At 64.8% G+C, this 24,499-nt stretch carries 15 protein-coding genes; 5 read left to right on the top strand and 10 right to left on the bottom strand.

The window, feature by feature from the left end; genetic code table 11:
* The first annotated feature begins 6 nt into the window (after window positions 1–6).
* A complete protein-coding gene (locus IGW04_RS19130) occupies window positions 7–1,203 on the top strand; it encodes a JmjC domain-containing protein (RefSeq protein ID WP_194714692.1) in 1,197 nt (398 codons plus the stop codon).
* Window positions 1,204–1,555: 352 nt separating this feature from the next.
* Here the strand turns inward: IGW04_RS19130 and hpaI are convergent, their stop codons facing one another.
* The 4 genes from hpaI to IGW04_RS19110 form a co-directional block, all read right to left on the bottom strand.
* The gene (hpaI, locus tag IGW04_RS19125; RefSeq protein ID WP_194714691.1) at window positions 1,556–2,362 is read right to left on the bottom strand and encodes a 4-hydroxy-2-oxoheptanedioate aldolase; all 807 of its coding nucleotides are present in this window, start codon (window positions 2,360–2,362) and stop codon (window positions 1,556–1,558) included.
* Window positions 2,363–2,387: 25 nt separating this feature from the next.
* Window positions 2,388–3,884: an NAD-dependent succinate-semialdehyde dehydrogenase gene (locus IGW04_RS19120; protein ID WP_194714690.1), complete on the bottom strand. Its 1,497-nt coding sequence runs from the start codon at window positions 3,882–3,884 to the stop codon at window positions 2,388–2,390.
* A gap of 80 nt (window positions 3,885–3,964) precedes the next feature.
* A complete protein-coding gene (locus IGW04_RS19115) occupies window positions 3,965–5,515 on the bottom strand; it encodes a UxaA family hydrolase (protein ID WP_228527209.1) in 1,551 nt (516 codons plus the stop codon).
* Window positions 5,516–5,563: 48 nt separating this feature from the next.
* Window positions 5,564–6,568: a tripartite tricarboxylate transporter substrate binding protein gene (locus IGW04_RS19110; RefSeq protein ID WP_194714688.1), complete on the bottom strand. Its 1,005-nt coding sequence runs from the start codon at window positions 6,566–6,568 to the stop codon at window positions 5,564–5,566.
* A 139-nt stretch (window positions 6,569–6,707) separates the two neighbouring features.
* On the opposite strand from IGW04_RS19110, the gene IGW04_RS19105 reads away from it, so the two are divergent.
* On the top strand, window positions 6,708–7,766 hold the full coding sequence (locus tag IGW04_RS19105) for a LacI family DNA-binding transcriptional regulator (protein ID WP_228527208.1): 1,059 nt from the start codon (window positions 6,708–6,710) through the stop codon (window positions 7,764–7,766).
* Window positions 7,767–7,784: 18 nt separating this feature from the next.
* Here the strand turns inward: IGW04_RS19105 and IGW04_RS19100 are convergent, their stop codons facing one another.
* The 5 genes from IGW04_RS19100 to IGW04_RS19080 form a co-directional block, all read right to left on the bottom strand.
* A complete protein-coding gene (locus IGW04_RS19100) occupies window positions 7,785–8,039 on the bottom strand; it encodes a hypothetical protein (RefSeq protein ID WP_194714687.1) in 255 nt (84 codons plus the stop codon).
* A 295-nt stretch (window positions 8,040–8,334) separates the two neighbouring features.
* Window positions 8,335–9,951: a methyl-accepting chemotaxis protein gene (locus IGW04_RS26165; protein WP_194714686.1), complete on the bottom strand. Its 1,617-nt coding sequence runs from the start codon at window positions 9,949–9,951 to the stop codon at window positions 8,335–8,337.
* Between the two features lie 80 nt (window positions 9,952–10,031).
* Window positions 10,032–12,737 (bottom strand): EAL domain-containing protein, encoded by a 2,706-nt coding sequence (locus IGW04_RS19090; protein WP_228527207.1) that lies wholly within the window; start codon window positions 12,735–12,737, stop codon window positions 10,032–10,034.
* Between the two features lie 126 nt (window positions 12,738–12,863).
* The gene (locus tag IGW04_RS19085) at window positions 12,864–15,872 is read right to left on the bottom strand and encodes an FAD-binding and (Fe-S)-binding domain-containing protein (RefSeq protein WP_194714685.1); all 3,009 of its coding nucleotides are present in this window, start codon (window positions 15,870–15,872) and stop codon (window positions 12,864–12,866) included.
* Between the two features lie 48 nt (window positions 15,873–15,920).
* Window positions 15,921–17,138 carry a pyridoxal-phosphate-dependent aminotransferase family protein gene (locus tag IGW04_RS19080; RefSeq protein WP_194714684.1) on the bottom strand — a complete coding sequence of 406 codons (1,218 nt, stop codon included), beginning with the start codon at window positions 17,136–17,138 and terminating at the stop codon, window positions 15,921–15,923.
* 220 nt (window positions 17,139–17,358) lie between these two features.
* Here IGW04_RS19080 and IGW04_RS19075 point away from each other — a divergent pair, with 220 nt between their 5' ends.
* A complete protein-coding gene (locus IGW04_RS19075) occupies window positions 17,359–18,105 on the top strand; it encodes a GntR family transcriptional regulator (RefSeq protein ID WP_194714683.1) in 747 nt (248 codons plus the stop codon).
* 1,020 nt (window positions 18,106–19,125) lie between these two features.
* Here IGW04_RS19075 and IGW04_RS19070 read toward each other — a convergent pair.
* Entirely contained in the window at window positions 19,126–22,719 is a 3,594-nt protein-coding gene (locus IGW04_RS19070) for a hydantoinase B/oxoprolinase family protein (protein ID WP_194714682.1), read from the bottom strand.
* A 207-nt stretch (window positions 22,720–22,926) separates the two neighbouring features.
* On the opposite strand from IGW04_RS19070, the gene IGW04_RS19065 reads away from it, so the two are divergent.
* Window positions 22,927–23,898, top strand: a complete 972-nt coding sequence (locus tag IGW04_RS19065; RefSeq protein WP_194714681.1) for a TRAP transporter substrate-binding protein — start codon at window positions 22,927–22,929, stop codon at window positions 23,896–23,898.
* Window positions 23,899–23,986: 88 nt separating this feature from the next.
* Window positions 23,987–24,496: a TRAP transporter small permease gene (locus IGW04_RS19060; RefSeq protein ID WP_194714680.1), complete on the top strand. Its 510-nt coding sequence runs from the start codon at window positions 23,987–23,989 to the stop codon at window positions 24,494–24,496.
* Window positions 24,497–24,499 lie beyond the last annotated feature (3 nt).

The raw sequence follows: 24,499 nt of genomic DNA, 5'->3' as shown, positions 1-24,499 counted from the left end.
ACTTCTATGCATGGCGAATCTTTAGCAGCTGAACTTTTAGCAAATAGCGACTTTACTAATGCCTATAGTAATTCACAGTTTTGGAAAAGCAAAATTTCTAGAGCGCAAATGCTCAATCTGTTCTCGTGGCAACACCTAAATCATGCATTGGCGACAAATAGAATAACGAATGATCGCCTACGCTTGTCAATAGAAAATGATTACGAACAGCCTAACAATCAGGCATTCCGCAAGGTTCGCGATGCATTCGGGCGCCCTACTGACTCTCTCTCAATTAATGAGCTTCACCGCTTGCTGGCGCAAGGAGTTACAGGTGTTCTCGAAGCCGCCAATGAACTATTTCCAGACATCGGCGCTTTTACTGAAGTGATTGGTGCTCGATACTATGCACGCTCCACAGCGAATGCCTATTTCTCATTTGGGTTGAGCTCTGGATTTGGCCCTCATAACGACGACCACGACGTCATCGTCATGCAGATTGAGGGGCGAAAGAGCTGGCGCTTTTTTGGAACAAAAGAGAAGTCAACTATGGCAACAGTTGACGATATCAAGCAACCGATCGAGGAAAACGTCTCTGAAATACTTATTCTAAACGAAGGAGATGTCCTATTTATACCAAAAGGGACTTGGCATGATGTGGTGGCAATTAACGAGCCTAGCCTCCATTTGACAATTAGCGTTGTTTATCCGACAGTGGCCGACTATGTGCAGTGGTTGCTGGCTCAACACAAATACGAACTACCATACCAGGATATAAAACTAAGTAATGATGTTCTCGACTCTCTAGCCAAAAAATCTGCTGGATTCTTTGCGGCCGCAATTAACACGGAATCGATAGCGACTTTCTTGGATTCGTACTACGCGCAATACGCGGCATTTCGAGTTCAACCTTCATTTCCGCATCTGAATCGACCTCAGGTTGGCGATTTTTTCAGACGAGTTCCATTCACAGCAAGGGAAGTGACATTGATCGACGACTCATCAAAAGAACACGTGATCCTTGCGCTAGGAAAAAAACATACTCTAAACCGGTGCGAGTTTAGAGTGTTTAGCAATCTTTATCATGACCGGAGCGTATCTACAGACGACCTATTAGGCTTAGCAGAAGCTGATATGGGTTGGTCGGATATCAACATCGCACTAGAAAAGCTGCTCGACTATGGCCTCATATCGAAATCGATACGGTCATCCACTTCGCAGTGATCGGCCTAAAGATCACATGCGGACATCCGTGCCGTGTATTGCGGGCTAACTCGCCGCCTCAATGACGGCCGCATCGTCTGGACTAAACGGGATCAGCTGTGACCCTAGCGCTCGATACCGGGCAGTTGCAGGCACTGGTCACCGTGCCATCAGCGAGGACGCTGGCGGCTGATCATGCCATTGCGGTGATTTAACGCCAGTACGGATAAAGGTTCTGTGCATACGCGGCAATTGTCCTAGCACAGTGCCACTCATGACTTCTGCACTCGGCTTCTCCGTCCTAAACGCCGACGAACTATGCCAGCTCGCCGCCCGCCTGATTGAAGAGATGCGTTAATTCTCCAGCGTCGCCCTAATAAATCGCCGGCACCCCATCCGCCGCGGCCGCCGGCGCGGCACCGCCAAACTCGGCGCGCAATTCGCGCGCGGCCACTGCCAGCAGGCGAGCTTCCAGTCCCACCGCAACAAAAGTGCAGCCAAGGTCGAGGTAGCGCCGCGCCAGCGCATTGTCCGACACCAGGGTGCCAGCCGCCTTGCCGGTGGCGATGATGCGGCGCATGGCGTCCTCGATCGCCGCCTGCACTTCCGGATGGCCCGGATTGCCGCGATGGCCGAGCGAGGCCGACAGGTCGGCCGGGCCGATGAAGACGCCATCGATGCCATCGACCGCGCAGATGGCTTCGATGTTGTCCAGCGCAGTGCGGGTCTCGGCCTGCACCAGCAGGCACACCTCGTCGTTGGCGCGGGCCAGGTAGTCGGTGCGCAGGCCCCAGCGCGAGGCGCGCGCGGCGGCGGCGCCGACGCCGCGTATGCCCTCTGGCGGATAGCGCACCGCCGACACCATGTGGGCGGCCTGCTCTGCCGTGTCCACCATCGGGATCAGCAGGGTCTGGGCGCCGATGTCGAGCAGCTGCTTGATCAATGCCACGTCGCCAGTGACAGGGCGCACGATCGGATGCGAGGGATACGGCGCCACCGCCTGCAGCTGCTGCAGGATGGCGCGCACATCATTGGGCGCATGCTCGCTGTCGAGCAGCAGCCAGTCGAAGCCGGTGCTGGCGCACAGCTCGGCGGTGTAGGAATTGGCCAGCGATAGCCAGAGGCCGATCTGCGGGTTTTTGGCGGCCAGCGCGGCCTTGAAGCGGTTGTCGTAGCTCATGTTGTCTCCGGTTTCTTGATGTTGTTCAGCCGGGCAGGCGGCGCGACAGGCTGCCGTGGCGGATGTACTTGATGTTCATGTACTCGTCCAGGCCATAGCGCGATCCTTCGCGGCCATAACCGGAATCCTTGACGCCGCCGAACGGCGCGATCTCGGTCGACAATGCGCCGTCGTTGACCGCCACCATGCCGGCCTCGATCGCCTCGGCCACTTCCCAGATGCGGTCGATGTCGCGCGAGTAGAAATAGGCGGCCAGGCCGAACGGCGTGGCATTGGCCATGTCCACCACTTCCGCCTCGGTGGCGAAGGGCGTGACCGGCACCACCGGGCCGAAGGTTTCCTCGCACGACATGCGCATCGCGGCGGTGACATCGGCGAGCACCGTGGGCGTGAAGAAATGGCCGTTGGGCGCTTCGGCACAGGCATGGCGCTGGCCGCCCACCACCAGCCGCGCGCCCTGCGCCAGCGCATCCTTCACATGCTGCTCCACCTTTTCCACCGCGCGGGCATTGATCAGCGGGCCGATCTCGGCCTTGCCGCCAGATGCCGGGCCTATGCTCAGGCTGCCGACCTTCTCGGCCAGCTTGCCGATGAAACGCTCATACACGCCCTGCTGCACATAGACGCGGTTGGGGCAAATGCAGGTCTGGCCGGCATTGCGGAACTTGGCCACCATCAGGCCGGCCACCGCGGCATCGATATCGGCATCGTCGAACACGATGAAGGGCGCATTGCCGCCCAGTTCCAGCGACAGCCGCTTCAGCGTGCCGGCGCTCTCGCGCGCCAGATGCTTGCCGACTGCGGTGGAGCCGGTGAAGGAAATCTTGCGCACCCGGGCATCGGCCAGCCAGACGTCGGCCAGCGGACCGGCGCGCTCGCGCGAGGTGGTCAGCACATTGACGAGGCCGGCGGGCGCGCCCGCCTGCTGCAGCAGGCGCGCCATTGCCAGCGCGGTCAGCGGGGTGTCTTCGGCGGGCTTGCAGACCACGGCGCAACCGGCGGCAATGGCCGGCGCGATCTTGCGCGCCAGCATGGCCATCGGGAAGTTCCAGGGCGTGATGGCAGCCACCACGCCGACCGGCTGTTTGATCACCAGCAGCCTGTGGTTCTGGCTCTGCTGCGGAATGATGTCGCCGTCGACGCGCTTGGCTTCCTCGGCGAACCATTCGATATAGGACGCGCCGTACGCCACCTCGGTGCGGCTTTCCGCCAGCGGCTTGCCCTGCTCCAGCGACATCAGCCGCGCCAGGTCTTCCTGGTTGGCCATCACCAGCCCATGCCAGCGCCGGAGCAGCGCGGCACGGTCCTTCGCGACCACATGGCGGAACGCGGCAAAGGCATGCTGCGCCGCATCCACCGCGGCTTGCGCGTCTTCAGGCGTGCAGTCGGGCACCTCGGCGATCAGCTCGCCGCTGGCGGGATTGGTCACCGCGAGGCGGCGGCCGTCGGCGGCATGGCGCCACTCGCCGTTGATCAGGCTCTGGCTGCACAGCAGCTCGGGGTTGTCAATGTTCAGGGTCATGGCGTATCGAAAAGGAAAAGGAATGGGACGGCGTCGATCCTAAGCGATCGGCGACCGTGGGGCAATGCCGGCACAAACAATTAGCTGACCACGCCCAGATGCCAGGGGATGAATTCATGGTCGCCCAGGCCCAGCAGCTCGCTCTTGGTCGGCCCGCCGGAGGCAGCGCGCAGGATCTCGTCGAAGATGATCTGGCCCATCTGCTGCATGGTTGCCTCGCCATCGATCACCAGGCCGCAGTTGATGTCCATGTCTTCCTTCAGCCGCTCGTACATCGCGGTATTGCTGGCCAGCTTGATGGTCGGCGCGGGCTTGGAGCCGAACATCGAGCCGCGGCCGGTGGTGAAGCAGATCAGGTTGGCGCCGCTGGCGATCTGGCCGGTGGCGGCCACCGGGTCGTAGCCGGGCGAGTCCATGAACACGAAGCCGGCGCGGTCGATCGGCTCGGCATATTCATAGACGCCCTGCAGCGGGGTGGTGCCGCCCTTCATGGCCGAGCCGAGCGACTTCTCGAAGATGTTGGCCAGGCCGCCCTGCTGATTGCCATGGCCTACCACGCCGTTGAACTGGGCGTTCTGGCCGCGGGTGTATTCCTTCCACCATTCCAGCCGGTCCAGCAGCTTCTGGCCCACTTCCGGCGATACCGCGCGCCGGGTCAGCATGTTTTCCACGCCATGGATTTCCGGCGTCTCGGACAGGATGGCGGTGCCGCCATGGCGCACCAGGATGTCCATCGCCGCGCCCAGCGCCGGATTGGCGGTGATGCCGGAAAAGCCGTCCGAGCCGCCGCATTCCAGGCCGACCTTGATGTGGCTGGCCGGCACCTTCTGGCGCTGCACCGCATTGGCGGCCGGCAGCATCTCCCTGATCATCGCAATGCCGGCCTCGATGGTCTGGCGGGTGCCGCCGACTTCCTGCATCACCATCGTGCGCAGCAGGCCGTCTTCCTTCAGGCCCTGCGACGCGACCAGGTCAGCCACCTGGTTGCGCTCGCAGCCCAGGCCCACGATCAGCGCGCCGGCCAGGTTGGGATGGCGCACATAGCCGGCGATGGTCCGGCGCAGCACGTCGAAATGGTAGCTGGGCGATGACATGCCGCAGCCGCTGGTCTGGGCGAAGGCGACCACGCCGTCCACGTTGGGATAGTCGGCCAGGCGCTCCGGCGTGAACCATTCGGCGATCTTCTTGATCGCGGTGGCCGAGCAGTTCACCGACGAGAAGATGCCGATGAAGTTGCGGGTGCCGACCTGCCCGTCCGGCCGCACGATGCCCATGAAGGTGGCGCGCTGGTTTTCCGGCACATAGTCGACCGGCCGCACATCCAGGCCGAAGCCGGGGTCGCGCTCATATTCGCGCAGCTCGATGTTGTGCGAGTGCACATGCTCGCCGGCCTCGATGTCGCGCGCGGCGAAGCCGATGATGGTGTCGTACTTGCGGATCGCGGCGCCCTTGGCGATCGCATGCGCAGCCACCTTGTGCCCGGCCGGCACCTGCGCCCGCAGCCGCACGGCGGCGCCGTCGATGGCTATCTGCTGGCCCAGCGACAGCTGGGCCTTGGCGATCAGCACGTTGTCGGTATCGTGCAGCCGGATCAGGCTGCGGGTGTAGTGGTTGTCGGTGACGGTATTCATCTGGCCATTCATGGAATGCGGTCAAGGGTGCGGATCGCGCAGCGGTGCTCAACCGTTCTTGATCTGTTCCTTCAGGTTGAGCTTCTCGATCAGGCGCTTCTCGTTCACATATTGCGAGAGCACGTACTTGCGGTAGTCCTCGGCGTCCTGGTACATCACGGGCGCGTCGATGCGGTCGCAGGCCTGCTTGAATTCCGGGCTCAGGATCGCCTTCTTCAGCGCCGAGCGCAGCTTCTCGGCCACCTGCGGCTCCAGTCCGGCCGGCGCGCCGATGCCATTGGGCGCATCCACCACCAGGTTGTAGCCGGCTTCCTTCAGCGTCGGCGCCTTGTCGAATCGCGGCGGACGCTGCTCGCCCCATGTGGCCAGCAGGCGCAGCTTGCCCTGCTCCACATACGGCGCCCAGGAACTGGAGTCGGCCAGCGCATCGACCTGGCCGCCCATCAGGTCGGTCAGGGCCGGCGCGCCGCCCTTGTAGGGAACGTGGTTCATCCTCACACCCGCGGCCAGCAGGAATTCCTCCATGCCCACGTGGGTGGCGCCGGCCACGCCGGCGCTGGCGAAGGTCAGCTTGCCGGGGTTGGCCTTGGCGGCGGCCACCAGCTCGGCCAGGGTCTTGTAGGGCGAGTCGGCGCGCACCACGATGCCGAAGGTCTGGCCGGAAGTGCGGGCCAGGTAGGTGAAGTCCTTCAGCGGATCGAAGGTCACCGTGCCGAGCTGCGCAAAGCGGGTCACCGAGATCGGGATCTGGCCGATGGTGTAGCCGTCCGGCTTGGCCACCGCCAGCGCCCGCGCGCCTATCATGCCCGAGGCGCCGGCGCGGTTCTCAAACACCACCGGCTGGCCCAGGTGGTCCGACAGCACCTTGGCCAGCGCGCGCATGGTCACGTCGGCGGTGCCGCCTGCCGGCCACGGGCACAGGAAGGTGATCGGGCGGTTCGGGTAATCCGACTGCGCCAGCGCCGGGCCGAGCGGGAGCGCGGCGCCGGCCAGGCCGGAAGCCGCGCCCAGCAGCAGCTGCCGGCGTTTGATATCGATGCGGGGTGTATCCATGATGGTCTCCTGTTGCGCTCGGGGCGCTGGCTATGGTTTTTTCGGCAAAGCTGATGTTACCGGTAACATACGCATCGCATCGTAATCCAAAACTTTTTACATTGCTACAATCGGAGCCAAAATAATTCTGGAATTTCCCTTGAATAACAATCCGACTGGTAGAGCGCAGGCAGCCGAGTCCGTGCCGGCAAAGCGGGCGCGCCGCGGCTCGGGCGGCATCACGCTGCGTGAACTGGCGCAGATGGTGGGCGTGACCAAGGTCACGATTTCCCGTGCGCTGAACACGCCCGAGCGGGTGTCGCCCGAGACCCTGCAGAAAATCCAGGAAGCGGTGAGGCAGACCGGTTACGTGCCCAACCTGGTGGCCGGCTCGCTGGCGTCGAACCGCAGCCGGCTGGTGATGGCGCTGGTGCCTTCGCTGGCCGGCTCGGTATTCCAGGAAACCACCGAGGCCATGACCACCGCGCTGGCCGATGCCGGCTACCAGCTCCTGATCGGCCAGGGCGGCTATGACAAGGCGCGTGAGGATGCCCTGATCGACGCCGTGATCGGACGCCGTCCGGCCGGCATCGTGCTGACCGGCGTGATGCATTCGCCGATATCGCGCGAGCGGCTGCGCGGCGCCGGCGTGCCGGTGGTCGAGACCTGGGACCTGACCGACACGCCGGTCGACATGCTGGTTGGCTTTTCCCATGCCGCGGTCGGACAGGAAGCGGCGCGCCACCTGCATGCGCGCGGCGCCCGGCATGCGGCGGTGATCACACCCGGCGACGCCCGCGCGCTGGTGCGCAGCGCCGCCTTCTGCAAGGCCATGCAGGCGCTGTGCGGCCGGCCGGTGCCGGTCTATCCCATGCCCTCCCCGACCCACCTCGGCAATGGCCGCGAGGCGCTGGCGCTGCTGCTGCGGGAACATCCGGAGACGGATGCGGTGTTCTGCGGCGCCGACAGCCTGGCGCTGGGCGCGCTGATCGAGGCGCGCGCCAGGGGCCTGGCCGTGCCCGGCCAGTTGAAGGTGCTGGGCTATGGCGACCAGAACTTCGCCCGCCACACCGACCCGCCGCTGTCGACCATGCGCATCGATGGCACCCAGATCGGCAAGCTGGCAGCGCGCATGCTGGTGGACCGCATCGAAGGACGGACGGTGACGCAGACAAGCGTGGACGTGGGTTTCGAGCTGGTGCAGCGGGACAGCACATAGCAGGCTAAGCGACCCGGATCACTCCAGGTCCTTGCCGTGGCGCTTCCTCCACAGCAGCTCGCCGACGAACAGCAGCAGCACGACGCCGACGCCAAGCGCGCCGAACCACATCGCCAGGCTGTCGTGCCCGGTGACGATGGCCAGCGCCTGGGCCGACATGGCGGCGCCGACCACGAAGGCGCCTATTCGCTGCGGCCCCTGGATCGCCCGCAGGAACGAGATCACGGCCAGGAAGATGGATGAAATCAGCCAGAGCATGTTTTCGGGCGCCATGGATCGTTCTTTATTGACAAGGTGCTGCGAACATACCACGCCGGCCAGCCGGTGGGTTGACTGGCGGCGGAGAAGCCACGGCGATCGGGGCACGCAGGCGCGGCAGTGCCGGCATGCTCAACGTTGGATGCTGCTGCAACTGCCGCTTGCGTAGCCTGCGTAGGGCGCAATACCCGAAGGGCATTGCGCCGTGGGTCACAAACCGGAATGGCGTTGCCGGTCGACTTCATTCATCGGCCTTGCCGCAATATTCCCGCACGTTATTGCACGGCAGCCCATGCCAGGCGCGCCTCCATTACTGCAGCCGCAGCGGCGCCGCAGTCGCCGGTAACGCGACCGCAGCTGCATTGCCGTCCAACCGGAACACGCTGACCGTCTCGGCCAGCCGGGCCGACTGCATCTTCAGCGACTCGGCCGCCGCGGCGGTCTCCTCCACCAGGGCTGCGTTCTGCTGCGTGACCTGGTCCATCTGGCTGATCGCGTGGTTGACCTGCTCGATGCCGGCGCTCTGCTCGCTGCTGGCGGCGCTGATCTCGGCCATGATGTCGGTCACCCTCCTGACGCTGCCGACCACTTCCTGCATCGTGCTGCCGGCCTGCGCCACCAGCTTGCTGCCGGCGTCGACCTTTTCCACCGAATCGCCGATCAGTTCCTTGATCTCCCTGGCGGCGGCGGCGCTCTTCTGCGCCAGGCCGCGCACCTCGGTCGCCACCACGGCGAAGCCGCGGCCCTGCTCGCCGGCGCGCGCCGCTTCCACCGCCGCGTTCAGCGCCAGGATGTTGGTCTGGAAGGCAATGCCATCGATGACCGAGATGATGTCGACGATCCTGCGGGCCGACCGGTCGATCGCGCCCATGGTGTCGACCACGTCGGCCACCACCGCGCCGCCCCTGGCGGCCACGTCCGATGCCGTCACCGCGAACTGGCTGGCCTGGCGCGCATTGTCGGCGTTTTGCCTGACGGTGGAAGTCAGCTCTTCCATCGATGAAGCGGTTTCCTCCAGCGAGCCGGCCTGCTGCTCGGTGCGGGCGGACAGGTCGCTGCTGGCCACCGAGATCTGGCCGGATTCGGCGGCGATGGCATCGGTGCCGCCGCGCACCTCGGCAACGATGCGCACCAGGCTGTCGCGCATTTCGCCGATCGAGTACATCAGGCTGGAACGGTCGCCGGTCTTCACCGCGACGCTCGCGCTCAGGTCGCCGCGGGCGATGCTGGCCGCCACCGCGGCCGCCTGCGCCGGCTCGCCGCCCAACTGCCGCAGCAGGCCGCGCGCGATCCACACCGTCAGGCCGCCGGCCGTGGCCAGCGCCGCCGCGATCAGCAGCATGATCCAGTTGCGCGCCTGCCCATAGACGCGCTCTGCTTCCTTGTGGCTGGCCGCCACGGCCTCGCTGTTCAAGCGCAGCAGCGCACTGCTCTGCGCCGCCACGGCATCGAAGGATTTGCCCGACACCACGCGCACCTGCCTGGCGAGGTCGATATCGCGTCCGCCCAGATTGCCCTTGGTGGCGTTGAGCGTCTTGTCATGGTCGGCCTGGTAGCGCCTGATCTGCTGCAGCAGGCCATCGAGCGCCTTGCCTTCCTCAGCCCCCTTAGCGCGCGCCGCGTAGGCCGCGATGCTGCGCTCGACCTGGGCGCGCAATTTGACGGCCGATTTCTCTTCTTCGGCAAGCTGTTCCGGCGTCTGGGCGATCACATAGCTCAGCTCGCGCTCGCGCAGGTTGTTCAGGCCGTCATTGAGTTCGTTGATGATCTGCATCCCCGGCAGCGTGCCTTGCGCGAGCTGGACTTCGGCGGCATTGATGCTGGCCAGTTGCCTGATGGCGAAGACGCCGATGATCATGCTTGCTGCGATGCCGGTGCCGGCGACCAGCGCCAGGCGCCTGGCGACGGATAAATCGTGAATGGCCATGTCTCTGTTGTAGTAAGTCTGATGCGTGAGGAAAAGGCGCTGTCCCCGGACAGCGGCGATCCTTCCTGTAACGGCAACATTCAGGCATTCTTTATGGCAACGACCGTACGATCGGCGCGGACCAGTTCGCCCACCATGGATGCCGGCCCGGGCCGGGCATACAGGTAACCCTGGTAGTGGTGGCAGCCGATGCTCGCCAGGAAGTCGCGCTGTTCGGCAGTCTCGACGCCTTCCGCGATGACGCCCAGTCCCAGCGCGGTGCCCAGGGCGACGACGCTTCTGGCGATCACGGCGTCGTTCGGATCGGTCAGGATGTCGGCGACGAAGGATTGATCGATCTTGAGCTGGTCAAGCGGCAGCCGCTTCAGGTAGGACAGCGACGAGTAGCCGGTGCCGAAGTCATCCAGCGCAAAGCACACGCCAAGGTCGCGCAGCAGGCGCATCTTGGCGATGGTGTCCTCGATGTCCTCGATCATCATGGTCTCGGTCAACTCGATCTTGAGCCTGGACGGCCGGACGCCGGTCTGCCCGAGCAGATCGGTTACCTGCCGGGGAAACGTGGCATCGCGGAACTGGCGGGCGCTGACATTGACCGATATCTGCAGTTGCGAAAGCACAGGGTCGCCGCTCCACTCGGCCAGTTGCAGGCATGCCTGGCGCAGCACCCATGCGCCGATCTGCAGGATCAGGCCGGACGATTCGGCCACCGGGATGAAGAGGCCGGGCGGCACTGCGCCGCGCCCCGGATGATGCCAGCGCAGCAGGGCCTCCGCTCCTGTCATGCGGTTCTCGCCGTCGAATTGCGGCTGGTAATGCAGCATCAGCTGGTTGCCAGCGACCGCTTCCCGCAGGTCCAGTTCCAGCGAGGTGCGCAGGGTCAGCGCGCGTTCCATTTCCGGCTGGAAGAAGCACAGGGTATTGCGGCCTGCCTTCTTGGCCTGGTACATCGCGAGATCGCCGCGTCGCAGCAGGTCCTGCGCAGACAGGCCGGCGCCGGAAAACAGCGCGATGCCGATGCTGCAGGTGGTATGGTGGCTGCCGCCGGACAAGGCATAGGACTGGGTCACCGCGGCGAGCACCTTGCGCGCGGCCACATGGCTCTGCTGCGTTGCCGCCTCCTCGCTCGCGCCCATGTCTTCCATCAGGATCACGAATTCGTCCCCCCCGAGGCGGGCGATGGTGTCGGCTTCCCGGCTGCTATGGGAGAGACGCTGGGCAATCTGCTGCAGGAATTGGTCGCCGACCTCATGCCCGAGCGTGTCGTTGAGATCCTTGAAGTTGTCCAGGTCGATGAACAGCAGCGCGCCGACGCGGCCATGGCGCGCATTCATCGCCAGCGCATGCTGGATCCGGTCCAGCAGCAGGCGGCGGTTGGGCAGCCCGGTGAGCGGATCGTAGAAGGCCAGCCGCATTGCCTGGTCCTGCACCAGCTTGCGCTCGGTGATGTCGGTCTGGGTGCCGACATAATGGCTGATGGCGCCGTCGGGCGCCGGCACCGCTGTCACCGTCAGCCAGGCCGCGAAATGTTCGCCTCCCTGCTTTCTGGACCAGATCTCGGATTGCCAGCGGCCGCTTCGTTGAACCGTCTCCCACATCGCGGCGCGCTGATCCAGCACGCTGTCTTCCAGCGTGAAGGACGGAATCGTGCGCTCCGGCAGGGTGTCCGGAACATAGCCGGTCATGTCGGTGTAGGCCTGGTTGACCTCGATGACCTTGCGGTCCGGGCCAATGACGAACATGGCTTCCTGCGACTGGAATACAGCCGCGGCGATGCGCAGCGACTGCTCGCTCCTGCGCAGCGCCAGCGTGCGTGCCGCCACCTCGCGGCGCAGATAGGCGGCTGCGCCAAATGCGCAAAGCAGCAGCAGCATCGCGCCGCCCATGGCCCACCAGAGCGCGGGCGGGATGCGCGCCTCGCCGCCCTGCTGCCAGTAGCGCAGCGTGTCGAAGTAGAAGGACTGCGGATCGGCCTGCCATTCGATTAGGCGGCTGTTGATCGCGTCCAGAAGATCAGCGTTGCGGCCCTTGCCCGTCGCATAGAACAGCCGCACCGGCTGGAACACGATGGGCGTGTCGCGCAGGCCGCTGTCGTGCGCGGCGAAGTCGCCGAAATACTTGTTGGCGATGGCAGCATCCGCTTCACCGCTGCCGGCCATGCGGAAGACCTGGGCCAGGTTCTCGGCAGGCACGAAGGTCACCTGAATGCTGGAATGCCGCAGCAGTTCGTTGAAATACGCCTGCTGCACGCTGCCGCGCAGCAGGGCAACGCGCTTGCCGTTCAAGTCGAACAGCGAGTTGATCGTCACGTCGCGGCGGCGGTAAATCAGCGACCAGCTGAACAGCGCCGGGGTCGCATGGAAATCCAGCATCTCTGCCCTTTCGCTGGAATAGGCGACATCCGGCAGCAGGTCGAGTTCGCCGCTTTCCAGCGCAGCGAGGCACTGCTGCCACTGGCATGGGACGAATTGCAGCTGCCAGCCTTTCTCGGCCGCGATTTGCCGCACCAGGTCAATGAATATTCCGCCGGGCCTGTTCTCCGGCTGCATGAAGATCTTGGGCGGATTGTCATACACGCCCAGCCTGACATCGCGTGCGATCGCAATGCGCGCCGGGCCGGCAAGCACTGCGATCAGCACCAGCAGCAGCCACATTGCCGCGCGCGCAGCCCGGCCCCCCAGTGCCGGCTGGAGCGAAGGGTCGGGCTTGTTGTCGGCAGGCTGCTGGAGATGGTGTGCCAGGCAGCGCCGTGTGCGCCCTCGTGCTGGATCGTCGTTACCGGAAAACATCCCGCATGGTAAGCGAAATGCAGCCTGGACAGTTTGAAAAGGCGAATGCCGTGAAGGGTCAACCGCCCTGCCGCCGCAACGACACGCCGCGACAGGGAGACTTTCAGTTACCGCATTAACTCGCGGTTACGAACGGCGCGCATCGAGGGCCGAGGCCAGCACCCGGGCGACATGGACCGCCTTTCTGCTGGTGCCGTCCTCGATCTGGTGCCGGCAGCTGGTGCCATCGGCTACCAGCAGCGTATCCGCGCCGGCCTTGCGCACCGCCGGGAACAGCGCCAGCTCGCCCATGGCCTGCGAGGCCTCGTAGTGCTCGGCCTCGTAACCGAAGCTGCCGGCCATGCCGCAGCAGGACGACTCGATCATGGACACCTGCAGTTGCGGTATCCAGCCCAGCACGCTCTGCACCGGCCGCACCGCGTCGAATGCCTTCTGGTGGCAGTGGCCATGCACCAGCGCGCTGCCGGTGGCCAATGGCTTCAGGTTTAGCGCAAGCCGGCCGGCCGCCTTCTCGCGCACCAGGAATTCCTCGAACAGGAAGGAGGCCGCAGCCAGCTTTTCCGCTTCCTCGCCATAGCCATAGTTCAGGAATTCATCGCGCAGCGACAGCAGGCAGGACGGCTCCAGGCCCACTACGGCCACGCCACGTTCGACATAAGGCAGCAGCACATCCAGGCTGCGGCGCGCCTCCGCCCTGGCCTCATCGACCATGCCGGCCGCCAGGTAGGTGCGGCCGCAGCACAGCGGCCGTTCGCCGGCGCGGGCATTGAAGTGCACCGCGTAGCCGGCCGCTTCCAGCACGTCGCGCGCGGCGGCCGCGTTTTCCGGCTCCATGTAGTTGTTGAAGGTATCGACGAACAGCAGCACTTCCCTGCCGCCGGCCTGCGCCGGGCGTGACATTGCGCCGGACAGGAAGGACTTTTTAAAGCGCGGGAAGGCCCGTTGCCTGGCCAGGCCCAGCCTGCCTTTCACCCAGCCTGACAGCACCGGAACGCCATCGGCCGCGGCGAGCAGGCGGCCGAAGCGGCTGGCCAGCGGCGCATAGCGCGGCATGGTTGCCACCATCCTGTCGCGCAGCGTCGTGCCGTGTTTCGCTGCCCAGGCGGCGCGCGCCTCGATCTTGACCTTGGCCATGTCGACCCCGGTCGGGCAGTCGCGCTTGCAGCCCTTGCATGACACGCACAGGTCCATCACCTCCTTGACTTCCGGGCTGGCCAGGCCTTCAGTGCCGAGCTGGCCGGAGATGGCCAGCCGCAGCGTGTTGGCGCGGCCGCGCGTGAGGTGCTTTTCATCGCGGGTGACGCGGTAGCTCGGGCACATGGTGCCGGCGTCGAACTTGCGGCAGTGGCCATTGTTGTTGCACATCTCCACCAGCTTGGCCAGGCCGCCGGTGCGGTCGCCACCGGTGCCGGGCGCGCTTTCCTCGCCGGTCAGCGGGTCGCGCCTGACATTCCATGCCGACCAGTCCAGCCGGGTTTCCAGCGCCTGTTCCTGGTAGCCCGGCGCAAAGCGGAAATTGACGGCGTCGTCCATCTTCGGCGGCCGCACGATCTTGTCCGGGTTGAAGCGGTTGTCTGGGTCGAACAGCGCCTTGATCTCGGAAAAGGCCTGGTTGATGCGCGGGCCGTACTGCCATGCCACCCATTCCCCGCGGCACAGGCCGTCGCCATGCTCGCCGGAATAGGCGCCCTTGTACCTGCGCACCAGCGCCGACGCTTTTTCGGCGATCTCGCGCATGTCCTTCGCGCCGTTGCGCCGCATGTCGAGGATGGGCCGCACATGCAGGGTGCCGACGCTGGCATGGGCATACCAGGTGCCCTCGGTGCCATAGCTGTGGAACACCTCGGTGAGCTGGCTGGTGTACTCGGCCAGGTGCTCCAGCGGCACCGCGCAGTCCTCGATGAAGGACACCGGCTTGCCGTCGCCCTTCATGCTCATCATGATGTTCAGGCCGGCCTTGCGCACTTCCCACAGCGCCTTCTGCTGGTTCGCGTCCGGCATCTGCACCACCGAGCCCGGCAGCTTCAGGTCGCCCATCAGTTCGTCGAGCTGCGCCAGCTTCACAGCCAGCGCGGCCAGGTCGTCGCCGGCGAATTCCACCAGCAGGATGGCCTGCGGCTGGCCCACCAGTGCGCGCCTTATCACCGGCTCGAATGCGGGATTGGTCAGCGACAGGTCGATCATGGTGCGGTCCACCAGCTCGACCGCGGTCGGACCCAGCTTCACGATGTGCCGGGTCATGTCCATGGCCTGGTAGAAGGTCGGGAAGTTGACCACGCCCAGCACCTTGTGCGCGGGCAGCGGCGCCAGCTTCAGCGTGATTTGCCGGCTGTAGGCCAGCGTGCCTTCCGAGCCCACCAGGATATGGGCCAGGTTGGCGCTGCCGTCGTCGGTGTAGGCGCGCGGATTCTGGCAGTCGAACAGATCGATGTTGTAGCCCGCCACCCGGCGCAGCACCTTGGGCACACGCTCGATGATTTCATCGCGCTCGCGGCGCGCGATCTGCTCGATGCCGGCCATGATGGCGCCGATGCGGCCATCGCGGGCCATGCCGGCCTGCGGACCGAACCAGCCCTGGCTGCCATCGGCCAGCACCGCATCCACCGCCAGCACGTTATGCACCATGTTGCCGTATTCGATCGACCGCGAGCCGCAGGAATTGTTGCCGGCCATGCCGCCGATGGTGCATTGCGCGGCGGTCGACACGTCCACCGGGAACCACAGTCCATGCGGCTTGAGCCATGCATTCAGGTGGTCCAGCACCATGCCCGGCTCCACGGTCACGGTGCGCGCCTCGCGGTCGAACGCGACCACCTGGTTGAGCCACTTGCTGTTGTCGATCACCAGCGCCTCGCCCACGGTCTGGCCGCACTGGCTGGTGCCCGCGCCGCGGGCCAGCACCGCCGCCCCGTGATGCCGCGCCACGTCCAGGCAGCGCAGCAGGTCCTGCTGGTCGCGCGGCACCGCCACGCCCAGCGGCATGATCTGGTAGATCGAGGCATCGGTGGCATAGCGGCCGCGGTCGGCGCGGCCGAACAGCACGTCGCCGCGCAGTTCCTGCCGCAACTGCCTTTCCAGCGGGCTGGCCGCAGCAGCGGCGCCGGGCGGCATGAAATGGAGTGGCTTGGTATGCATGTCTGCGTTTCCTGGTCTATGCATTGCGGCGGCGGTTCAGGCTGCCTATCAGGCCGCCTGCCTGCGCGCCTGGTCCTTGCCGCTCATCAGCTGTTCCATCGCCGCATTCACGCCGCTGCCGGCCAGCTGCACGCCGGCCAGCCTCAGGCCCATCTCGCAGCCCGACAGCGTTGCCATCAGCGTCAGGTCATTGGCTTCGCCGAGGTGGCCGATGCGGAACATGCGGCCCTTCAGCTTGCCCAGGCCGGTGCCGAGCGACATGTCGAAGTTGTCGTAGATGATGCGGCGCACCTGGTCGGCATCGACGCCTTCCGGCATCACCACGCCGGTCAGGATAGGCGAATACACATTCGGGTCGGCGCACTGGATCTCCAGGCCCCATGCGCGCACCGCGGCGCGGGCGGCGGCGGCCAGGCGCTGGTGGCGGGCAAACACATTGTCCAGGCCTTCGCCGAGGATCATTTCCAGCGCTTCATGCAGGCCGTACAGCAGATTGGTGTTGGGGGTATAGGGCCAGTAGCCGGTCTTGTTCATCTCGATGATGTCGGTCCAGTCCCAGAAGGCGCGCGGCAGCCTGGCGTTCCTGCTGGCCGCGATGGCCTTCTTCGACACCGCGTTGAAGCTGATGCCGGGCGGGAGCATCAGGCCCTTCTGCGAGCCTGACACCGTGACGTCGACGCCCCATTCATCATGCCGGTAATCCGCCGCGGCCAGGCCGGAAATCGTGTCGACCAGCAGCAGCGCCGGATGGCCGGCGGCATCGATGGCGCGGCGCACCGCGGCGATGTCGGACGTGACGCCGGTCGAGGTTTCGTTATGCACCACGCAGACTGCCTTGATCCGATGATCCGGATCGGCTTTCAAACGCGCCTCGATCTGGTCGGCCTGCACGCCGCGGCGCCAGCCCTCGATGCCCGGCAGGCCGAGGAACTCGGGCTTCAGGCCGAGCGCCTCGGCCATCTTCTTCCAGAGCGTGGCGAAGTGGCCGGTCTCGTACATCAGCACATGGTCGCCGGGGCTCAGCACATTCGACAGCGCCGCCTCCCATGCGCCGGTGCCGGAAGCCGGATAGATGATGACCGGCTGCTCGGTCTTGAATATCTTCTTGATGCCTTCCAGTACCTTCAGACCGAGCGCGCCAAATTCCGGACCGCGGTGGTCGATGGTGGGATAGCTCATCGCACGCAGAATGCGGTCGGGCACCGGGCTCGGGCCGGGGATCTGCAGGAAGTGGCGGCCGGCGGGATGGAAGTCGAGGGTCAGCATCGGAGTCCTTTGTCTCTTCTTTTGGATTTTGAATACAAAATACTTTAACAGCGAGAGTGGCTGACGTAAACTAATTTGTGCGCGTCGTGCTGCATGGACCGGCCGGATGGCTCAAGCCATTTTCTGTGCTTGTTGTTTCCACTTGGCAGGCAAAGGAAACCGGGGCCCGCAGTTGACTTGCAGGTACTTCGGTTAAAATACCGCCAATCGGAGGTTTAGTATGCAAAATACAGATAACAGTGGGATGGAAACGGGCCGTGTCCTTGTCACCAAGGTGGAACGCCAGCGGCTGCACGACACGGTAGTCAACCACCTGCGCAACCTGATCATCGAGGGCGCGCTGGCTCCCGGCATGAAGCTCAACGAACGCGAACTCTGCGAAACCCTGGGCATTTCCCGCACTCCGCTGCGCGAGGCGATGAAGGTGCTGGCGGCCGAGGGCCTGATCGACACCTTCCCGAACCGTGGCGCCTTCGTCTCGCGCATGTCGGAGAACGAGATCTGGGAAACCTTCGAGGTGATGAGCGGCCTGGAAGCGATGTCAGGCGAACTGGCTGCTGCGCGCATCACCCCGGTGGAAATTGCCGAGATCAAGGCGCTGCATTACGCGATGCTGGCCTGCCGCGCCCAGAACGACCTGCCCGGCTATTACAGCCGCAACCAGACCATACACAACAAGATCAATGAAGCCGCCCGCAATTCCGTGCTTCGCCAGATGTACCTGTCGATGAATCGTCGCCTGCTGGCGCTGCGCTTCAAGTCCAATTTCCAGCCAGGAAAATGGGACAACGCGATCCAGGAACACGAGGAAATGATCAAGGCCCTGGAAGCCCGCGATGGCGCGCGGCTGGGCCAGCTGCTGCGCCAGCACCTGCTGGAAAAGCGGGACGCGGTGATCAAGGGGCTGGCGGCGCCGGATGCCGGGCGCGAGGCACAGGAAGCCAAGGCGTCGCCCGAGGCTGCCTGATGCGGTTGCAGGACTTCGATCCAGCAGGATCGAGGCACCGGGACGGTTTCTATTGACCTTATGCGTGTGAAATAGAAAGGCGTTCGGGGCGGGCAGCGGCTCGTGCTGCAGCGGGGAATGCAGGGATGCAGGTTTTGCCGGCCTTGAAGGCTGGTGCAATGTCCATGATGAGGATGTTCATACGCGGGTGAGGATGGCGATGGCGATGGCGATGGCGATGGCGATGGCGGTTGCCGTTGCCGTTGCCGTTGCCGTTGCCGTTGCCGTTGCTTTTGAAGTGGCCGTTGCAGTGAAATCCCGTTGAGCGCGCCGTGTCAGCGGTGCCCGGAGCGGGAAAAGGTGCGGCGTCTGTCTGAGTGGAGCGCAGCGGAGCGAGTTTAGCCGCGCCCCGCTCCGAGTGCCGTTGGCACGGGAACCCCGCGTCAGCGGGGCGCGATCACCGGGTCGCCTTTTTTTGGTTACTTTTTTTGGCGACGCAAAAAAAGTGACCCGGCCGCCGGGACGGACTCCCGGCTTGTCTCCACGGCAGTGCATGCGTGTTGCGTCACCTGGCAACGACAGGCAGCGTCATAGCCTTTAAGCCTTTAGCAGTGAAGGCAATCTCACTGCGTAACTTCAAAAGCAACTGCTGCTTCGCAGTGACGTCTTTACACCTGATAACCCGACACGCATGTCCTCGCATCATGACCAAGCCGGGAGTTCGCCCCGGCAGGCGACCTACTTTTTTTGCGGTCGCCAAAAAAAGTAGGCAAAAAAAGGCGACCCGGTGATCGCGCCCCGCTAACGCGGGGTCCCCGTGACGTCGACGCTTGAAGCGGGGCGCGGCTAAACTCGCCAAGCTGCGCTTGGCTCAGACAGACGCCGCACCTTTTCCCGCTTCAAGCGTCGACGTCACGGCGCGCTCAACGGGATTTCACGGCAACGGCAACGGCCACTTCAAAAGCAACTGCAACTGCAACTTCCATAGCCGCACCTTCGCGCCCCAACCAATCCCCCATTTAACCCCAAAACACAGGACAGCTATTTCCCATAGCCCCCGCCCCCCGGCGTCTCGATCACGAACACATCGCCCGCCTGCATCTCGGTCTTGTCCACATGCCGCAGTTCCTCCCTGCTGCCATCGGCACGCAGCACACAGTTGCGGCCCTTCGCGCCCGGCTCGCCGCCGGCCATGCCGAACGGCGCATGCAGCCGGTTGTTGGACAGGATAGAGGCCGTCATCGGCTCGAGGAAGCGCACCTTGCGGATGCCGCCGTTGCCGCCATGCCATTTCCCGTGGCCGCCGGTGCCGGCGTTGATCTCGTAGCTTTCCAGCCTGACCGGAAAACGGAATTCCAGGATTTCCGGGTCGGTCAGGCGCGAGTTGGTCATGTTGGTCTGCACCACGTCCGTGCCATCGAAGCCCTCCCCCGCGCCGGAGCCGCCGGAGATGGTTTCGTAGTACTGATAGCGGTCATTGCCGAAGGTGAAGTTGTTCATCGTGCCCTGGGAAGCGGCCATCACGCCCAGTGCGCCATAGAGCGCATTGGTGATGCAGGTCGAGGTTTCCACATTACCCGACACGACGGACGCCGGGTAGCGCGGGTTGAGCATCGAGCCTTCCGGGATGATCACGTTCAGCGGCTTGAGGCAGCCGGCGTTGAGCGGTATGTCGTCATTGACCAAAGTGCGAAACACATACAGCACCGCCGCCATGCAGACCGCCGAAGGCGCATTGAAGTTGTTGGCAAGCTGGGCCGAGGTGCCGGTGAAATCGATATCGGCGCTGCGCGTAGTCTGGTCCGCCCTGATTGCGACCTTGATCACCGCGCCGTTGTCCAGTGCATAGGTGTAGGCGCCGTCATGCAGCGCCGTGATCACGCGCCGCACCGCTTCCTCGGCATTGTCCTGCACATGGCCCATGTAGGCCTGGACCACGTCGAGCCCGAAGTGGGCCACCATCTTGCCCAGCTCTTCCACGCCCTTCTGGTTGGCGGCGATCTGGGCCCGCAGGTCGCCCATGTTCTGTTCGGGATTGCGGGCCGGATGGCGGGCGCCGCAGAGCAGCGCGCGGGTCTCGGCTTCGCGCAGGCGGCCGGCTTCCACCAGCTTGAAGTTATTGATCAGCACGCCCTCTTCCTCGATCACCGTGGAATCCGGCGGCATCGAACCCGGCGTGGTGCCGCCGATGTCGGCATGGTGGCCGCGTGAACCGACGTAGAACAGGATGTCCCTGCCGGCCTCGTCGAATACCGGTGTGATCACGGTCACGTCCGGCAGATGGGTTCCGCCGTGATAGGGATCGTTGAGCATGAACACGTCGCCCGGCCGCATCGCGCCGCGGTTCTCCTGCATCACCGTCTTGATGCTCTCGCCCATCGAGCCCAGGTGTACCGGCATGTGCGGCGCATTGGCGATCAGGTGGCCGCCGGCGTCGAAGATGGCGCAGGAAAAGTCCAGCCTTTCCTTGATGTTGACCGAGTAGGCGGTGTTCTGCAGCCGCAGCCCCATCTGCTCCGCGATCGACATGAACAGGTTGTTGAAGATCTCCAGCATCACCGGGTCGGCGCTGGTGCCCAGCGCGCGCCGCTCCGGACGCGCCTCGATGCGGGTCAGCACCAGATGGTCCAGCACGGTGACTTCAGCCTGCCAGCCCGGCTCCACCACCGTGGTGGCATTGGCTTCGGCAATGATGGCCGGACCGCGGATCAGGTCGCCGGGACGGGTGTCGTCGCGCCGGAACATGCCGGCCTCATGCCAGGCGCCGCCGGAGTAGAAGCTCAGCGCGTGCGCCGCATGCAGCGGCCCCTGGCGCACCGGCCGCGATGCCGGCCGCTCGCGCGGCGCGTCCGATGGCCCGACCGCCTCTACCGACACCGCCTCGACGATCAGGGCCTTGCCCTGCATCAGGAAGGAGAAGCGCTTGCGATAGGCTGCTTCGAAGCCGGACTGCATCTCTGCCAGCGTGCCGAACGGCACCACCAGCGCCGAATCGGTGCCTTCATAGCGCAGATGGACCCGGCGCAGTTCGATGATGCGCTGTAACGGCACGCCCTGCGCCGTCAGCTCCTGCCTTGCCGCGTCAGCCAGCTGCGCCAGCTGCTCTTCCACCGCAGCCATCGCGTCGTCGGAAAGCCTGGTCTCGACCGCGGCCTCGCGCATTGCGGTCTGATCGGCCAGACCCATGCCATAGGCCGACAGCACGCCGCCCAAGGGGTGGCAGAACACCCGCGTCATGCCGAGCGCGTCGGCCACCAGGCAGGCATGCTGGCCGCCGGCGCCGCCGAAAGTGGCGAGCACATATTCCGTTACATCATGGCCGCGCTGCACCGAGATCTGCTTGATCGCATTGGCCATGTTGGCCACCGCAATCGCAATGCAGCCCTCGGCGACCTGCTCGGGCAAGGGCGTCCTGCCGGTGGCCTGGCCGATCTCGGCCGCCATGCGGGCAAAGCCGGTGCGCGCCGCTTCCAGGTCCAGCGGCTGGTCGCCGCTGGGGCCGAACACGGTCGGAAAATGCGCAGGCTGGATCTTGCCCAGCAGGACGTTGCAGTCGGTCACCGTCAGCGGCCCGCCGCGGCGGTAGCTTGCCGGGCCGGGATTGGCGCCGGCGCTGTCGGGCCCGACCCGGTAGCGCACGCCGTCGAAATGCAGGATGGAGCCGCCGCCGGCGGCCACCGTGTGGATGCTCATCATCGGCGCGCGCATGCGCACGCCGGCGACCTGCGTCTCGAATACCCGCTCGAACTCGCCGGCGTAATGGGAGACGTCGGTCGAGGTGCCGCCCATGTCGAAGCCGATCACCTTGTCGAAGCCGGCCAGTTCGCTGGTGCGCGCCATGCCGACGATGCCGCCTGCCGGCCCCGACAGGATCGAGTCCTTGCCCTGGAAGGCATGGGCATTGGTCAGGCCGCCGCTGGACTGCATGAACTGCAGATGCACGCCCGGCATCTCATGCGCCACCTGGTCGACATAGCGCCGCAGGATGGGCGACAGGTAGGCATCGACCACGGTGGTGTCGCCGCGCGAGACCAGCTTCATCATCGGGCTGGTCTGGTGCGAGGCGGACACCTGGGTATAGCCGATCTCGCGCGCCATCCGCTCGACTGCGGCCTCATGCGCGGTATAGCGGTAGCCATGCATGAAGACGATGGCCAGCGCCCGGTAGCCTTCGTCATAGGCTGCGCGCAATGCGGACGCCGCACCCGCCTCGTCCAGCGCCAGCACTGTCTCGCCATGGGCGCCGATGCGCTCATCAATCTCGATGACCCTGCTGTAAAGCAGTTCCGGCAGCACGATATGGCGGTCGAACAGGCGCGGCCGGTTCTGGTAGGCGATGCGCAGCGCATCCCGGAAGCCCCGGGTAATGGCCAGCACGGTGCGTTCGCCCTTGCGCTCCAACAGTGCGTTGGTGGCCACCGTGGTGCCCATCTTCACGGCTTCCACCAGGTCGGAGGGAATGGTGTCGCCGGCGGCCAGCCCCAGCAGGTGCCGTATGCCGGCCACCGCCGCATCCCGGTACTGTTCCGGATTGTCGGAGAGGAGCTTGTGCGTCGTCAGGCTGCCATCCGGCCGCTTCGCGACGATGTCGGTGAAGGTGCCGCCCCTGTCTACCCAGAATTGCCAGCGTTGCATGCGAAACCACCCTTTCAGTTTGGTTGGCGGGCAGGCCCTCATCTTTTGCCCGGCACCGGCCATGATAGCGGCAGCCGCACGGAACTGGAAAGCGGCTTGCGGTGGCACAAGCTCCATGAACACGCTTGCCCTTGAGAAAAGCAGCCGTTAGCGCTACTCTTGCCGCGCGATTCTTTCCTTAACATGCCAGTCACCAGGGGATCACCCATGCGTTTGAACAAGCTTGCAGTCGCCCTTTCCTTCATCGGCCTTTCCGCCGCGGCCCAGTCCCAGACCAAGTGGGACATGCCAACCGCCTATCCCGCCAATAACTTCCATACCGAGAACGTGCAGCAGTTCGCCGCCGATGTCGACAAGGCCACCGGCGGCAAGCTCAAGATCACGGTGCATGCGAATGCCTCGCTGTTCAAGGCGCCCGAGATCAAGCGCGCGGTGCAGGGCGGCCAGGCCCAGATCGGCGAGATCCTGCTGGCCAATTTCGAGAACGAGAATCCGCTCTATGGCGTCGACGGCATTCCCTTCCTGGCCACCTCCTACGAGGAATCGATGAAGCTGTACAAGGCGTCGAAGAAGGCGCAGAACGACTTGCTGGGCAAGCAGGGCATGATGATGCTGTATGCGGTGGCCTGGCCGCCGCAGGGCATCTACTCGAAGAAGCCGATCGAGTCGGCGGCCGACATGCGCGGCCTGAAATGGCGCGCCTACAGTCCGTCCACCAGCAAGATCGCCGAGCTGGTCGGGGCGCAGCCGGTCACGGTGCAGGCGTCGGAGCTGTCGCAGGCGCTGGCCACGGGCGTGGTCGAGTCCTTCATGACCTCCGGCTCCACCGGCTATGACTCCAAGGTCTACGAGCAGGTCAAGAACTTCTACGACACCCAGGCATGGCTGCCGAAGAACGCGGTGGTCGTCAACAAGAAGGCATTCGATGCGCTGGACCAGCCGACCCGCGACGCCCTGCTGAAGGCGGCCGAAACGGCCGAGGCGCGCGGCTGGAAGGTATCGGCCGAGAAGAACGAGTGGTACCTGAATGCGCTGAAGGAAAAAGGCATGACGATACACAAGCCGTCGGCCAAGCTGCAGGCCGACATGAAGCAGGTTGGCCAGGTGATGCAGGCGGACTGGCTGAAGAAAGCCGGGCCGGAAGGCCAGGCCGTGATGGACGCCTACCGCAAGAACTGAGCGGCGCCCGATGGCCAGCAGGCACCATGCATGGCATGGCGCCTGCTGGCTTTTTATCTTCCTGAAACCGGCCTGATCACGGACCACCATGCGCGCTCTACTCGACAGACTCTATATGGCCGCCGGTTATGCCGCGGCCTTTTTCATGGTGGCCACGCTGCTGATGGTGGTCGCCGGCATCGCCGACCGCGCGCTGGCGCTGGGCTGGCGCGGCACCGACATGTACGCAGGCTATGCGATGGCGGCCTGCGGCTTTCTGGCGCTGGCGCATACCTTCAAGCGCGGCGAGCACATCCGGGTGTCGCTGCTGCTGCAGGCGACGTCGCCGCGGATGCAGCGGGCCATGGAGATCTGGTCGCTGTTTGCGGCCAGCCTGCTGGCTGCCGCCCTGAGCTTCTACTCCATCAAGCTGACCTGGCAGTCCTGGGAATTCCATGACGTCTCCACCGGCAACGATGCGACGCCGCTGTGGATTCCACAGGTAAGCATGGCGGTGGGCGCCGTGGTGCTGCTGATTGCCCTGCTCGACGAGCTGCTGCTGGAATTGCGCGGCAAGCGGGTGCTGCGGGCAAGCGCCGAGCAATTGCGCAACGAATAAACG

It is taken from the genome of Noviherbaspirillum soli (genome assembly GCF_015352955.1).
Classification (GTDB): domain Bacteria; phylum Pseudomonadota; class Gammaproteobacteria; order Burkholderiales; family Burkholderiaceae_D; genus Noviherbaspirillum_A; species Noviherbaspirillum_A soli.
The sequence above is the reverse complement of the archived record's forward strand: the minus strand, read 5'-3'. Positions and strand labels throughout refer to the sequence as shown.